Source organism: Bradyrhizobium sp. AUGA SZCCT0222, from assembly GCF_018130205.1.
Classification (GTDB): Bacteria; Pseudomonadota; Alphaproteobacteria; order Rhizobiales; family Xanthobacteraceae; genus Bradyrhizobium.
Map to the genome: position 1 here is coordinate 38309 of NZ_JAFCLX010000022.1, position 13206 is coordinate 51514.

General features: G+C 59.5%; 12 protein-coding genes. 7 read left to right on the plus strand and 5 right to left on the minus strand.

The window, feature by feature from the left end:
* Window positions 1-47: 47 nt before the first annotated feature.
* Complete coding sequence (locus JQ629_RS20050; protein WP_212414131.1) at window positions 48-1544, minus strand: undecaprenyl-phosphate glucose phosphotransferase; 1497 nt, start codon at window positions 1542-1544, stop codon at window positions 48-50.
* 240 nt (window positions 1545-1784) lie between these two features.
* Here JQ629_RS20050 and JQ629_RS20055 point away from each other — a divergent pair, with 240 nt between their 5' ends.
* Window positions 1785-3269 carry a polysaccharide biosynthesis/export family protein gene (locus JQ629_RS20055; RefSeq protein ID WP_249135164.1) on the plus strand — a complete coding sequence of 495 codons (1485 nt, stop codon included), beginning with the start codon at window positions 1785-1787 and terminating at the stop codon, window positions 3267-3269.
* Between the two features lie 158 nt (window positions 3270-3427).
* The gene (gene galE / locus JQ629_RS20060; protein WP_212414191.1) at window positions 3428-4504 is read left to right on the plus strand and encodes a UDP-glucose 4-epimerase GalE; all 1077 of its coding nucleotides are present in this window, start codon (window positions 3428-3430) and stop codon (window positions 4502-4504) included.
* 819 nt (window positions 4505-5323) lie between these two features.
* Here the strand turns inward: galE and JQ629_RS20065 are convergent.
* Window positions 5324-5581, minus strand: a complete 258-nt coding sequence (locus tag JQ629_RS20065; protein ID WP_212414132.1) for a hypothetical protein — start codon at window positions 5579-5581, stop codon at window positions 5324-5326.
* A gap of 55 nt (window positions 5582-5636) precedes the next feature.
* Window positions 5637-6536 carry a LuxR C-terminal-related transcriptional regulator gene (locus JQ629_RS20070; protein ID WP_212414133.1) on the minus strand — a complete coding sequence of 300 codons (900 nt, stop codon included), beginning with the start codon at window positions 6534-6536 and terminating at the stop codon, window positions 5637-5639.
* A gap of 658 nt (window positions 6537-7194) precedes the next feature.
* Here JQ629_RS20070 and JQ629_RS20075 point away from each other — a divergent pair.
* Complete coding sequence (locus tag JQ629_RS20075) at window positions 7195-7875, plus strand: LuxR C-terminal-related transcriptional regulator (RefSeq protein WP_212414134.1); 681 nt, start codon at window positions 7195-7197, stop codon at window positions 7873-7875.
* A gap of 201 nt (window positions 7876-8076) precedes the next feature.
* On the opposite strand, the gene JQ629_RS20080 is transcribed toward JQ629_RS20075, so the two are convergent.
* Window positions 8077-8310 (minus strand): hypothetical protein, encoded by a 234-nt coding sequence (locus JQ629_RS20080; protein WP_212414135.1) that lies wholly within the window; start codon window positions 8308-8310, stop codon window positions 8077-8079.
* 165 nt (window positions 8311-8475) lie between these two features.
* On the opposite strand from JQ629_RS20080, the gene JQ629_RS20085 reads away from it, so the two are divergent.
* Window positions 8476-8691, plus strand: coding sequence for a hypothetical protein (locus tag JQ629_RS20085; protein ID WP_212414136.1), 216 nt, complete (start codon window positions 8476-8478; stop codon window positions 8689-8691).
* 162 nt (window positions 8692-8853) lie between these two features.
* On the opposite strand, the gene JQ629_RS20090 is transcribed toward JQ629_RS20085, so the two are convergent.
* On the minus strand, window positions 8854-9741 hold the full coding sequence (locus tag JQ629_RS20090; RefSeq protein WP_212414137.1) for a LysR family transcriptional regulator: 888 nt from the start codon (window positions 9739-9741) through the stop codon (window positions 8854-8856).
* Between the two features lie 122 nt (window positions 9742-9863).
* Between JQ629_RS20090 and JQ629_RS20095 the strand changes: the two genes are divergently transcribed.
* From JQ629_RS20095 to JQ629_RS20105, 3 genes are all read left to right on the plus strand, one after another.
* Complete coding sequence (locus JQ629_RS20095; protein ID WP_212414192.1) at window positions 9864-11294, plus strand: amidase; 1431 nt, start codon at window positions 9864-9866, stop codon at window positions 11292-11294.
* 68 nt (window positions 11295-11362) lie between these two features.
* Window positions 11363-12313, plus strand: a complete 951-nt coding sequence (locus JQ629_RS20100; protein ID WP_212414138.1) for an ABC transporter permease — start codon at window positions 11363-11365, stop codon at window positions 12311-12313.
* The gene (locus JQ629_RS20105) at window positions 12310-13206 is read left to right on the plus strand and encodes an ABC transporter permease (protein WP_212414139.1); all 897 of its coding nucleotides are present in this window, start codon (window positions 12310-12312) and stop codon (window positions 13204-13206) included. The genes JQ629_RS20100 and JQ629_RS20105 overlap by 4 nt, the downstream gene beginning before the upstream one ends.

Genomic DNA, 13206 nt, shown 5'->3' on the forward strand with positions numbered 1-13206 from the left:
TTTAACGAATAAACAAATGCCGGTTCGCTACCGCAGTCGGGGTCACGCTAGAAAGCGTTCCAATACACCTTTCTGGAAAAGAAGGTCATGACCAGGATTTTGAGATCGAGAAGAGGTGACCAGTTGTCGATGTAGTACAGATCATGCTCCACGCGGCGTTGCATTTTCTCGAGGGTATCGGTCTCGCCACGGTACCCGTTGACCTGAGCCCAGCCGGTAATGCCAGGCTTGACGTTGTGGCGGCGGGAAAATGACGAGATCAGCTCAGCGAACACTTCGTTCTGCGCGGTTGCGTGTGGGCGGGGTCCGACGAGCGACATGTTGCCGATCAGGACGTTGAACAGCTGTGGAAGCTCGTCGACATTGGTATGGCGCATGAGGCGTCCCAGACGAGTCACGCGCGGATCGTGTCTGGTGACAGGTTTGAAATTGTCGCCTTCCTCCATCACGGTCATTGATCTGAATTTCAGTACGCGAATGGGTTCGTTGTTGTAGCCGTGGCGCGTCTGGCGAAAGAACACCGGCCCACGAGAATCGAGCTTGATTGCGACCGCAACGATGACGAAGAGGGGGCTAAGCATAATGAGCCCGGCGATTGCAGCAGCGACGTCGAAGGCTCGCTTTATTGCCCGGTTGAAAGGAGTGAGGGGACACTGGAAGATCCGCATCGTCACCATGTCGCCGAACGGTGTGATCCGCGACACGGCCATCAGATCGATGGATCCAACAGGGAGGACATGAACGTCAACTGGGAGATCTGACAGGGCGCTGGCGAGCGCGAGAGCCGACGGAACATCCGCTTCTGAAGGCAAAATGACAATGTCATCTGCTCGGAGCGGCCGGCAGTTTGCGACAAGTTGGCGCGCATCCGGTCGCGCTTGAACCGCGCTGGGAGGCGCCGGTTTCGAGGCGTTGGTGCGTACGGGCGGAAAATCGAACGAGTGGATGGTTCGAATTCCGGTTTCCATTGCCCGAACGGAAAACTTCAGGCAGTGCCCCTGGTCTCCAATAAGAATGATGCGCCTTGCGTCGATCAGCCCCGTTGCAATGGCGCTGCGCAGTAATGAGAACCACACTGCCCGCGTGCCAAGTACCGTGAGGAGGACACTCACAGCTTGGGCTATGATGGTCGCGCGCGAGTAGCCTTCTGAGACTTTCAGAAGGAACAATGTCGAAATGAAGATGGCGAACACGAAGAAGACGGCGCTGGCCCCGCTCCACAGGAAGACGTGCCGGGTCTGCGTCTGGATTCGCGAGTATTGCCGGAGCCCCATGGAAACGAGCAACTGCAGCGCGGAAATCAGAAGGGATTCCTGAATGTACTTGGCGGCGTCCGGCGGGCTCAGGAGGACTACCCGATGGTAGAGGACGGCTGCGGAATAGGCCGCGACGGTTACGAGCAGGAATTCGGTAGCTGCGGCCAATACCAACAGGACAGCCAATCGGTTCCTGCCGACGCGTGCCGGGACTGCCCTGCCGGCGTCGACCGAACGTGCCGACGACTCGGTAGAGGCCGGCAAATTGGTAAAGGAGGCATAACTCATTTGTACTCTGCCACCCAGTCACTCGGTGGCCAAATCACTACCATCGGAGTCGCCGGTTCGAACTGGCAATAAATGGGTAGTGAGGGGTAACCACGATGGTCGATTGAGCTGCGGCAACGCAGGATTAGAATTGTCGGAAGCAATCCGCTCGCACGTTCAGCACTGATCAACAGATCAATCGAACAGCGAAGGAGGCATTGAGCGGCCCGGCCCGAATGAGGGGAACAGGAACAGTGCGTCTTGCGGATCGCGTCTCTGGCCGGTCGCTCGGAAGATAGCGATGCAGGCGCGCTGCCTTCCATCGAGAGATTTGAACAACTTCATCCATCGACCACGTCCATGCAGGGAATTGCTACCATGCCGAATTCTGGACTGCGCAATGTTTTCCATATCGATGTCTTTGGCGGCAGCTTCGGCCGCAGCATCAAATGGGGCTTGGTGGCCGTCGGTCTGACGATGTTCGTCCCTCAAGCAAAGGCCGAATATCGGGTAAACATTGGAGACGTGCTGGAGGTCTCGGTGGCGGGCGTGCCGGAGCTACGGCATCGTGCTGCCGTTCAAATGGACGGGAACATTTCGTTGCCACTGGTCGGAATGCTTCCAGTCGTCGGCCTGCCCTTGCCGCAGCTCCGCGCCAAGATTGGTGCAGCAATGGCGAGCAAGGTGTTTCGACTGCGCGAGGCCGTCATCGTGATAGACGCAGATCAAGTCACAACGATGGTGGCGGAATACAGACCGATATATGTAAATGGGGACGTGTCGAAGCCGGGCGAGTACCCTTATCGTCCGTCCATCACCGCGCGCCAACTCGTTGCTGTGGCAGGCGGCTACGACATCATGCGTATCAGAATGAATAATCCGTATCTCGAGTCGGCGGATCTGAGGAGCGAGTACGGATCGCTTTGGACAGAACTCGCCAAAGAACAGGCGCGTATGTGGCGCATCAAGAATGAGCTCGGAGAGGCGACGCAGCTCAATCCGGGCATTCTGACGGACGTGCCCATAGCCCGGTCGGCGATCTCGGAAATAGTCAATGCAGAAACGGAATATTTGAAAACGAAGCAGAGTGACTTTCAGCAGGAAAAGACATTCCTTCAAGGCGGCGTCCGGCGGGGAGATGACGAGATCCGCGTGCTCTCGGAGCAGCAGAAGAAGGAGGAGGAGGGGCTTCAGTCAGACCTCGAAGAACTGCAGAAAGCGTCCGATCTCTTCGCCAGGGGGTCCTTGACCAGCCCTCGCGTCACGGATGCCCGTCGCGCGGTGTTGCTGTCGTCAACCCGGAAGCTGCAGACCACTGCGCAGCTGCTGCAGGCCAGGAAGCAACAGGATGAGCTCACCAGAAAGCTGGCAAAGCTTGACGATCAGCGCAGGCTCGATCTGCTCCGTGAGCTGCAGGAGACCAGCGTAAAGCTCAACCAAATTCGCGAGAAGTTGCAGAGCGTCGGAGAGAAGCTTCTGTACACTACGATGGTTCGATCACAACTCGCACGCGGAAGCGGTAACAAAACGGACATTGCGATCATTAGAAAAGGCGACAAGGGCCCGGAACGGATCATCGCAAGCGAAGATACCGAGTTGGAGCCGGGTGACGCAGTCGAGGTCACCTTGCGATACCAAGACCGGCAGGAGGCTTCTCCCCGCAGCCTAAGCAGTTCAAGTATCCCGTCAACGATAGGCCGGGTCGACGCGACTGGGAACGACCCGCTGCGTGTCGGGAGGAGGTGACGAGGTTGCCGCAAAGGCGTTCATCTACGCGACGACACGCTTGGGCGGCTGCCGAAGCGTTTCGCAGAAACTGTTTTCGCGAGTCCGAGTCTGGAGAGCGTAGCCGGCGCCCAGGCAGGCATTGCACGGAAGCCGGTTGAATACGGAAAGTGGCCGAAATGATCTTGTTGACAGGCGGCGCTGGCTACATAGGGTCTCATGTTTGTATCGCCTTGATGGACGCCGGGCTCGACGTCGTCGTGGTCGATAATCTCTCCAACAGCAACAAGGCCTCTCTCCAACGGGTGCAATCCATCTGTGGGCGGTCGCTCGTCTTCCGGCACGCCGACATCCGGAATGAAGAGGCCATCTACGAAGTACTTCGTTCCTGCGGGGTGACTGCGGTTGTTCACCTTGCGGGGCTGAAAGCCGTGGGCGATTCCAACGTTCGGCCCATGACGTATTACGACAACAACGTCCTGGGAACGATGCGGCTCGTGTCGGCCATGAAGCGGGCAAACGTGAAGTCGCTCGTCTTCAGTTCGTCCGCAACTGTTTACGGCGTACCCGGCTATCTGCCGCTCGACGAGAAGCATCCGCTCGGACCGACAAATCCTTACGGCCGCACGAAGTTCTTTATCGAGGAGATGCTGAGGGATCTTTACAACTCCGACGACGAGTGGCGGATCGGTATCCTGCGCTACTTCAATCCGGTTGGCGCGCACGAAAGCGGACTCATCGGAGAAGACCCGCTGGGCGTTCCGAGCAACCTGTTGCCGTTTGTGGCGCAAGTGGCGATTGGAAAACGAGAAAAGCTCCTCGTTTGGGGAAACGACTATGACACTCCGGATGGCACCGGTATCCGCGACTTCATCCATGTCGTCGATCTTGCATCCGGTCACCTCAGTGTCTTGCGCCACCTGAAACGGCCCGGGGTGCTCACGATCAACCTTGGAACGGGCAGCGGCAGCAGCGTTCTGGAAGTCATTCGAACATTTGAGGCGGTGAGTGGCAGGTCGATTCGCTATGAAATCGGGGCGCGCCGGGCAGGGGATGTCGCCATCTGTTATGCCGACCCCACGTTTGCGAAGGAGGAGTTGGGTTGGAAATCGGCGCGATCGTTGGAGCAAATGTGCGCGGACCATTGGCGTTGGCAATTGCAGAACCCCAACGGCTATCGTGATATCGAGCTTAAGGTCCAGGAGCGGTCCAGGCATGCCGACCGTCACCGCCCGCGCGTCCGCTCCAGGGGGTGAGCAAGCACGGAATGGCCCGACCGCATGAGCGGGCTTGAGGACGAGTTGCGGCCCATCAGAGGTAGCCCGTTAAGACCCGAAATCTCCATGCCTCGCAGCGTAACTTGCAGATAAAACGGTGACGGTAGGGACAAACGATGCCGCATTATCGTGTCTACGTTTCGGACGAACACGGCCGGTTGGTGGGCGTGGTCAACTTTGACTGTACCGACGACGACGCAGCGAAAGAGCGCGCCCAGCAGTTAGGGAACGGCCACGAGGTGCAGCTTTGGCGACAGGTCACGCAGTTCAAATTCGAAAATCCGCCGGACCGACCCAAGCGGCGACGAGGCGCCCTCACGCACTAGGACCAGCGCAATCACGCGCCTGTGACGCTGAACCGCACACCAATGCCGATTGTGCCGTTGCGATAACTTCAGGGATCGTCTGATGGAACGATCCCAGCTCCAGCCAGCATGGTCCCGGCGCATCATGGACGATCCGGCCACGGCCGAGATCACCGAGAAGCAGGCGCACGCGATCACATACCAGCTCACCATCGCCAGGCGGTGCACGCGACCCTGAGCCCCAGCCAGGCGGCCGCGTTCATCGGTACGGTCTTCGGGTAGCGGCGGATGCCGTCCGCTTCTCGGGGCCGGCCAAGCCCGGCTTCGAAGGCCTCATCTCAAGAAGAGGCGGGCGCACCGTGGCGGTCTGAACGCAGCGACGGGTGGTCGAGGTCAAGCGCGTGCAAAGGGCGGCATTTCCGGTCGTCGCTTGTGAAGGATCCGACCGGCGTCGCCGTCCTTCGCCTGGCCAAGAAGAGGGGCGCTACCCGACCTAGGTCGGCATCGACGGCTCCAGGTGGTCGCGCACGGTCTCAAGCCGGATCGCCTTCTCCAGCGTCTCGGTGCCGATGTGTCCGTGTGACAGTGCAGGATTCCGTGCAGATCGAGATCGGCCACCAGCTTCGGCCGCCTGCCCGTCAGCGCCCGCTCGATTTCGCTGCGACCTTCGCGTGCCATTCTGGCTCGATGTCGGCACGCGGACATCGCGCAACGCGAAGACGTCGTGGCGGCACGTTTTGTTCTTGCGCATGCAACGCATGCGAATCGCGGCGGCACTGACTTTCAAATCCCGCCGCGATCGCCGGTTATTTACCTAACCGCGCTGCGCCAAGAGACCTTGGGTGGTTGATGTCCTTGCGGATCAGGCCGTCGTAGCGCGCTACCTCGGCATGATTTGTCTCGTGGTTAAGCACTTCCACAGGCGCCGGCCCCCCGATTTGCTTGATTTCGGAGATTGCTGCGATGGGGGTCGGATGTCGCTCGCTCACATTTGCGATTGAGGGCTGAAAGCTGCTTGCGCGATTGTTCATCCCCCAAATCGCCGCTTGTGTCCGGTTCTGGACCCGGATCTTGCGCAGGATTGCCTTGACGTGGACCTTCACGGTCGCCTCGGCGATGTCGATTTTTCGCGCTATCGATTTGTTGGACTCGCCTTCGATCAGGCCGCGCAGAATAGACTTCTCCCGAGGGGAAAGCTGCGGCGCGATCGTGTCCTCGGTTGCAACGAGGATTGCCTCGCCGCTTTCGTCGCTCGGCGCCGCCTCAGGCGGGTGGTTGCCTTTGGAGTCGAGAAACAATGACAGGAATGCCGGCGGGAAAAATGTTTCACCCATCATCACCAATTCGACGGATTTGATGAATACATCACACCTCATTACGTCGACGAAAAAGCCGTTGGCGCCGGCCCGAAATGCCGAAACCAGTTCATCCAGCCGATAGTGATCGGCCACGATTGCAAAGCGGCCGCCCGGATACCTCTGTCGCAAGATTTCGATCTGTTCGAGGGCGACGCTGAAATCGTCACCGGTGTGGACAATGAGAAATAGCAATTGGTGTGGTTGGAGTTTGCCGGGCGGCAAATCATCAGCGCACGATACCGAGGCGGATGTGCGACAATTTGCTGCGCGTAGAATTCTGGCAATTCCTTCCCTAACTAAGATGCTTCTGCCAACGAGAACCGTTGTAAAAGATTTTTGCCTCCGCATTTTACTCTCCCGCCAAACGCAATTGTTTGAACTAAATGTAAATGATTGGCTTGTTCTTCAGTCGGTCGTCTTCTCTGGTCGCCTTGCTCCTTCGTTCAGAGGATTTTTGTTGGCGGATTTGAAATGCCCCGAATCTGTGATGCTTGTTTTCCTACGTTCGCAGAATATCGGCTTGGCAGGTTTCGAGGGATCCGCGTTAGTAAAGTCTTTACGAATGTTAGATTCGAATTCTCCGTATCCCTATATACCTTTGGTTATAGTGCCCGCTTGGGCAGCTGGATGTCGTTCATAATGGCTAACGCCCCCTTCCTCCGCATTCTCTGAGCGAGTTGATAGCGCGACGCTAATCAAGCGTTGTGAGGTTTTTTTAGCTGCTGACGGTGTCGCCAAGTGCGGATGCACTGGTGCGAGACTTCAAATGATGAAAGGCGAAAGCGAAGTAACACGTCACTCGAAACCAATCCGTACTTCTACGGAAGGGGTACGTCTTTTGAGACGCAGACAGGCTGAGAGGACGCGGGTTAACCTCGTTTTGCGTTGCGGCATCAGATGCGGTGCATTGTTGGAAATTTGTCTCGAACTCGTTTAGGTTAGCAATGAAACAAGCGGGGGCGAGTGGGGTTTAAGTTATTGGGGGGACAGGCTGAGGAACCGCTCGATGCGTTGTACCAGCGTAGTGATCGCAGACCGGCATCCAATCGTTCTGCAGGGGTTGAGCCGCCTGCTTGGCGCCGACGGCGACTTCAACATTGTTGCGAGTTGCAGTGATGGTGCGAGTTGCGTCGAGGCGCTGCGGAAGTTCGGGCCGGACATCGCAATTCTTGGCGTTTCAATTCCCGGCGTGACCGAGTCGGAAATTCTCTCCATCATCAATTCCGAGAATCTTTCTACGCGACTGGTGTTTTTCACCGCATCTGATGAGGACTGCGAACTGGTGATGGCAGCTGCGGCCGACGGCTACAGCGTCATTTCGAAGGATACGGAGTCCGAAGCTCTGATGCAGGCCTTGCGCGAGGTTGCGACAGGTCAGCGGCTGTTGCCGCTGCTTTCGCCAGAGCAAACGATGGCTCGGGAGCCAAGCGCAGTCGCTGAGAATGCGCTGACAACGTTGACGGACCGTGAGCGCCAGATCATGCGCCTGGTGTCCGAAGGATTGTCGAACAAGGAAATTGGTCGACGGCTGAGTATTACCGACGGCACCATCAAGGTGCATCTTCATCACATTTTTCAGAAGCTCGAAATCAGTAACCGGACGGTGCTTGCAGCGCTCGCAATTTCGCAGAGCGATCGCGCGGGTACCCCTGAGGACAAGCCGGCGCAGCCCATCTCTTCCGATTGAGCGGAAGGTGGGGACAGGTCGAGGGGAAACCCGTGCCTGTCTTGATCAATAAAGCTAACCCTAAAAGTACCAAGTCATCGGCGACGTCGATGCCGAATTGAACGCGTCGTCCGCACGGCTGGCCATTTTCGCATTAGACGATAGCCTCATCGGTATCGGTGGCGCGCTCTATCGCAATCGGGCGAGGCGAAATTCTCGCTTTCAGTGCCGCTTTGCCAGGCTGTCTCGTCCTGTGTCCAGGGCTGGCGGCACGACTTCAACGTATTCGCGATGAATTGTGGTCGGCGATTTATTGCCATCGAACAAGACGCTGACGCTGTTAACGTAGACGCTCCCTCCAACAATCGTGCCCGTCTTGTTGGCAAGGCGCGCGCAGCGTGACGCACCAAGAGCGCTCATTCGAACGCGAACGCCCATCGGTAGATTGGACTTCATTGGACAGTCCAGGCTGCAATCGACTCAGTGCTGCTAACACATGACGATATTCGGCTGGATGCGGCGCGACCGGAACACTTCCTTGGCGCAGAAGCGGTTTTTAAGGGGTACCCCCATTGGGTGGTAGACTTGGCGCGTCGTCTGGCGACAGTCTAGGTGCGATTCGTGCAGCTCATGATCAGCGCGGGCTGTGCCGTCCGCCGCGCGGCTATCGAAAGCCTCAATCAGGGCGACACGAACGAACGTTATTCAAATATTGTTCACCCGTCTTGGTTTCGTGCGTTTTCGAGCGGAGGAAAAATGCGTATTGCTCTGCCATACACGGCTATTGTCTGGTGCATCGCTGTTGCGGTTTGGATCGCCTTGGGCGCGGCGCCATAGCAGGCGCTTCGGGTATCTGGCAGTGACGTCGCTGTCCAGGCATAGGCTAAGCCTGTTCGAAATTATAGAGCGCGGCCTTATTGTCCCGGAGAGTCTTCCGATAAGAGTCCTCGTCGCCAAGCCGGCTGGCAAGAGCGCGAACGCGCGATAGTATCAATCGGCTCAAGCCTGACGGATCACCTTTTCGGCGCACTTCAGGAAATTCCGGACTAACGGATTGAGAGAATCCCGGCGCCAGCAAACCGCGACATCGATGGCGTCGTCGGCATCCAGGAAAGGCCTGAACACGACGCCCGTTGGACATCCGAGTTCGGCGCAGGCTGGAAGGATCGCCAGGCCTTCTCCGGCGAGGACCATGCTGAGAGCCGAGTGGACCGTTTCGACCCGGTTCGCAACCGGCATACCGACCTGATGCCGCCTCAGCAGCGACGTCACAACGGAGGTCGCGGGATCTTCGGTGGGCCAGGGCAAGCTGATAAGCGGACGCCCTTGCAGTCTTTTTACCGGCACTGCGGCGGAGCGCGCCAGCGGCGAACCGGCCGGCATGGCCAGCATCAATCGCTGCGTTCCGATCGTGGAGGCGTCAATCTCGCTGTGGCGAATTGCTGGCATGCACAGTGCGACAGTCACGCTGTGGTCCAGCAATCGCGCCTCCCGCGTCGATGCGCTCAGTTCTATGAACTCGAGGTCGACCTTCGGAAGTGACCTTCGGAGTTCCGGAACCAGCTTGGGCAACACGGCGTGGGCGAGCGCGAACATGTATCCGACTGACAATCTTCCCCGGCGTCCCGCCGCCACCGCGCGGGCTGCCTCGAAACCTTCAGCCGTCAAGGCCAGCGCTTCGCGCGCGCGCGACAGCAAGGCGCGACCGGACGCCGTCAGCTCCATTCCCCGGGTGTCCCGACGAAACAGCGAAGCTCCTACTTCCGATTCCAGTTTGCGAATCTGAACCGACAATGGCGGCTGCGCCATACGAAGGCGGACGGCCGCCCGACCCACGCTGCGTTCTTCTGCAACGGCAACGAAGTAGCGGAGACGGCGGAGGTCCATTATTGGCATACCGAAATCACGTGCCATACCGAAATCGTATGGCTCGGTTGTGCGATGGTATTGGACCTGAAGTCAATGCGAATGTCATCTTTGCGTCAAATCGATCCTGGGGCTTTAGCGTGATGAGCGACGAACTGTGCCTGCTGCCCGCCACCGAACTCCGCGCGCGGATTGCCCGCAAGGACGCCTCTCCGGTTGAGATCATGCGTGCCGTGCTTGCGCGCGCCGAGCGAATGCAGCCCGAGTTGAACTGCTTCATCACGCTCTGCGGCGATGAGGCGATGGCCGAGGCAAGCAAGGCGGAGCATGCGGTCATGGCCGGGGAGCCGCTGGGTCTTCTTCACGGCATTCCGTTCACCGTGAAAGATCTGGTTAATACCAGGGGGGTGCGAACGACTTTCGGAGCGGTCCCCTACAAGGACAACGTTCCTGATCATGATGCGGTCGCCGTGGCGCGAATGCGGGCAGAGGGTGCCATTCTCATGGGCAAGACCACGACGCCGGAGTTCGGCACCAAGTGCCTCACGGATTCGCCGTTGTTCGGCCGCACGCGCAATGCCTGGAGCGGCGCGCGCTCGAGCGGTGGCTCAAGTGGGGGAGCGGCGGTTGCCGTCGCCGGCGGCATCGCGCCTCTGGCGATCGCGACGGATGGCGGCGGCTCGACGCGGATTCCGGCGGCCTGCAACGGCGTTGTCGGGCTGAAGCAAAGCAACGGCGTTATTCCCCACAGCCAGGTGCAGGACGCGTTCGGCAACCAGACCTATGTTACCCCGATGACGCGCACCGTCGCGGACACCGCCTTGATGATGCAGGCAATGTCGGGAGAGGATGCTTCCGATCCGTGGTCGATGGGATTCCCGCAATGGAATTTTGTGGAGGGATCGGCTCCAAACGGCGATTTGCGCGGGCGCAAGGTTGCATTCTGCCTTGCGCCTTCAGGCCGGCCGGTTGCGGCCGATGTCGCAGCCGCATTCAAGGCGGCGCTTGCCAGACTGGAAGCCCTTGGGGCCGAGGTCGAGGAGATGTCCGCCGACGGATTTGAGGTGGAGCCGATCTGGCGGGCCATCAATCACACCGCCTGGCGCGCACGATTCGAGAAGCTCGCGGCCGATCATGGCGATGTGCTGAGCGAGACCTTCATGAAGCAACTGGCGCTGGCCACGAAGGTAAGCGGTGTTGACTATCAGCAGGCGATGTTTGACCGTACGGCTCTGTTCCGGCGGATTCAGAGTTTGTTGCAGAGGGCCGATATTCTCGCGATGCCAACCATCACCCGCACCGCGCTTCCGATCGATCAGGACCTGTTCGGCACGATAGAAATCGACGGGCGGGTGTTGAGCGACGTCCGGCCAAGCTGGTTTCCCTGGACGATGCCGTTCAACATGACCGGCCATCCGGCGGTCAGTCTGCCCTGTGGCTTTGACGCGGACGGCCTGCCGATCGGCATTCAACTCGTCGGCCAATTCCGTGGAGACATCGAACTGCTGCGTGTCAGCGCGTTGTTTGAGGGCTCGCAAAATCTGCTCGGCCGGTGGCCGGGCCTGGACGGCTAAGCGAACATGCGGCCGCCATCACACCTGATCGCTGACAAGGGACTGGCCGCCAACAAGGGAATCGAGACTTGAGCGTCTTCCTTTTCCGCCGCTTTCTGACGCTGATCGCGACGCTGGTCGGCGCGTCGCTCATCATCTTTCTCGTTCTGGATGCCTTGCCCGGCAACGCCGCACAGATGCTGATGGGCGCGGATGCCTCGCCTGACGCCGTCCGGGCGCTGACGGTCAAGCTCGGGCTGGATCAGCCGCTGTACTATCGCTACGTCCATTGGATCAAGGGGATGCTGACCGGCGATCTAGGCAACAGCTATGCCTATGGCACCCCTGTCGCCGGCCTGATTGCGGAGCGCCTCACGCTGACGATTCCGTTGGCAGTCATGTCCATGTCCATGACGGTCGTGCTGGCCCTTTCTGCCGGAATCTATACGGCGGCAAATCACAACAAGCTCGGCGATGTGGGCGTGATGTCGCTGACGCAGTTCGGCATCGCGCTTCCCAATTTCTGGTTCGCCATCCTGCTGATCCTGCTGTTCTCGGTGAAGCTGCAATGGCTTTCGGCCGGCGGATTTGCCGGCTGGGACGAAAGCATCATTGCCGGGATCAAGTCGCTGCTGCTGCCTGCGATCTCGCTATCGGTGGTGCAGGCGGCGATCCTTGCGCGGGTCACGCGTTCGGCGGTGCTGGAGGTGCTGCGTGAGGATTTCGTGCGCACCGCACGCGCCAAGGGTTTGAGCAAGCGCGACGTCCTGTGGCAGCACGTGCTGCGCAATGCGATGATCCCGGTGATGACGATCATGGGCCTTCAGTTCGCAAACTTGCTGGCGGGGACGATCGTGATCGAGAACGTGTTCTATCTGCCGGGTCTCGGCCGGCTGATCTTCCAGTCGATCGCCAATCGCGACCTGATCGTGGTGCGCAACTGCGTGATGCTGCTGGCGGCTGTGGTCGTCATCGTCAACTTCGTGGTCGATGTGCTCTATGCCTTCATCGATCCGCGCATCAAGGTACACAGCCTATGAGCACCCCGCTGAGCGCCTCAGTCGAGGTTGTGGCCGCCACCGCGCGTCCGCGGCTTGCGAGCGGCTTCTGGCGCCGCGCGCTGCGCCACCGCAGCTTTGTCACGGGCGGCACGCTGAGCCTGATGGTGCTCTGTGCCGCTTTGCTGTCGCTGGTTTGGACGCCGTGGTCCGCCTATGAAATCGACGTGGCCTCCAAGCTGCGACCACCGTCGGCCGCGCATTGGCTCGGCACCGACGTGCTCGGCCGCGATATCGTCTCGCTGCTGCTGGTAGGCGCCCGTTCCACCATCATGGTCGGCATCATCGCCGTCGGGATCGGTCTCACTTTCGGGGTGTGCCTTGGACTGATCGCCGCCGCGCGCAAGGGCTGGACCGAAGAGATCATCATGCGGATGAGCGACTTCACCTTCGCGTTTCCCGCGGTGCTCTCGGCCATCATGCTGGCGGCGGTCTTCGGCCCGGGCATGGTGACCTCGATCGTCGCCATCGGCATCTTCCAGATTCCGACTCTCGTCCGGTTGACCCGTGGATCGGCCAATGCAATCTGGGCACGGGAATTCGTGCTGGCCGCGCGCGCCTGCGGCAAAGGCGGCTTCCGCATCACGATCGAGCACGTGCTGCCCAATGTCCTGCCGATCCTGATCGTGCAGTCGACGATCCAGTTCGCACTCGCAATCCTGGCCGAAGCGGCGTTGTCCTATCTCGGACTCGGCACGCAGCCGCCGCAACCGTCCTGGGGCCGCATGCTGAACGATGCGCAGACGCTGCTGTTCCAGTCGCCGATGCTGGCGGTCTATCCGGGCGCTGCGATCGCCATCGCTGTGCTTGGCCTCAATCTGTTCGGAGATGGATTGCGCGATCTGCTCGATCCCCGGCTGGCGCGGGAGCGTTGA

Bases quoted from the DNA above. Each gene is read 5' to 3' on its own strand.
- JQ629_RS20050 (WP_212414131.1), bottom strand. From the start codon at position 1,544: ATGAGTTATGCCTCCTTTACCAATTTGCCGGCCTCTACCGAGTCGTCG.
- galE (WP_212414191.1), top strand. From the start codon at position 3,428: ATGATCTTGTTGACAGGCGGCGCTGGCTACATAGGGTCTCATGTTTGT.
- JQ629_RS20065 (WP_212414132.1), bottom strand. From the start codon at position 5,581: ATGCGCAAGAACAAAACGTGCCGCCACGACGTCTTCGCGTTGCGCGAT.
- JQ629_RS20070 (WP_212414133.1), bottom strand. From the start codon at position 6,536: ATGCGGAGGCAAAAATCTTTTACAACGGTTCTCGTTGGCAGAAGCATC.
- JQ629_RS20075 (WP_212414134.1), top strand. From the start codon at position 7,195: ATGCGTTGTACCAGCGTAGTGATCGCAGACCGGCATCCAATCGTTCTG.
- JQ629_RS20080 (WP_212414135.1), bottom strand. From the start codon at position 8,310: ATGAAGTCCAATCTACCGATGGGCGTTCGCGTTCGAATGAGCGCTCTT.
- JQ629_RS20090 (WP_212414137.1), bottom strand. From the start codon at position 9,741: ATGGACCTCCGCCGTCTCCGCTACTTCGTTGCCGTTGCAGAAGAACGC.
- JQ629_RS20095 (WP_212414192.1), top strand. From the start codon at position 9,864: ATGAGCGACGAACTGTGCCTGCTGCCCGCCACCGAACTCCGCGCGCGG.
- JQ629_RS20105 (WP_212414139.1), top strand. From the start codon at position 12,310: ATGAGCACCCCGCTGAGCGCCTCAGTCGAGGTTGTGGCCGCCACCGCG.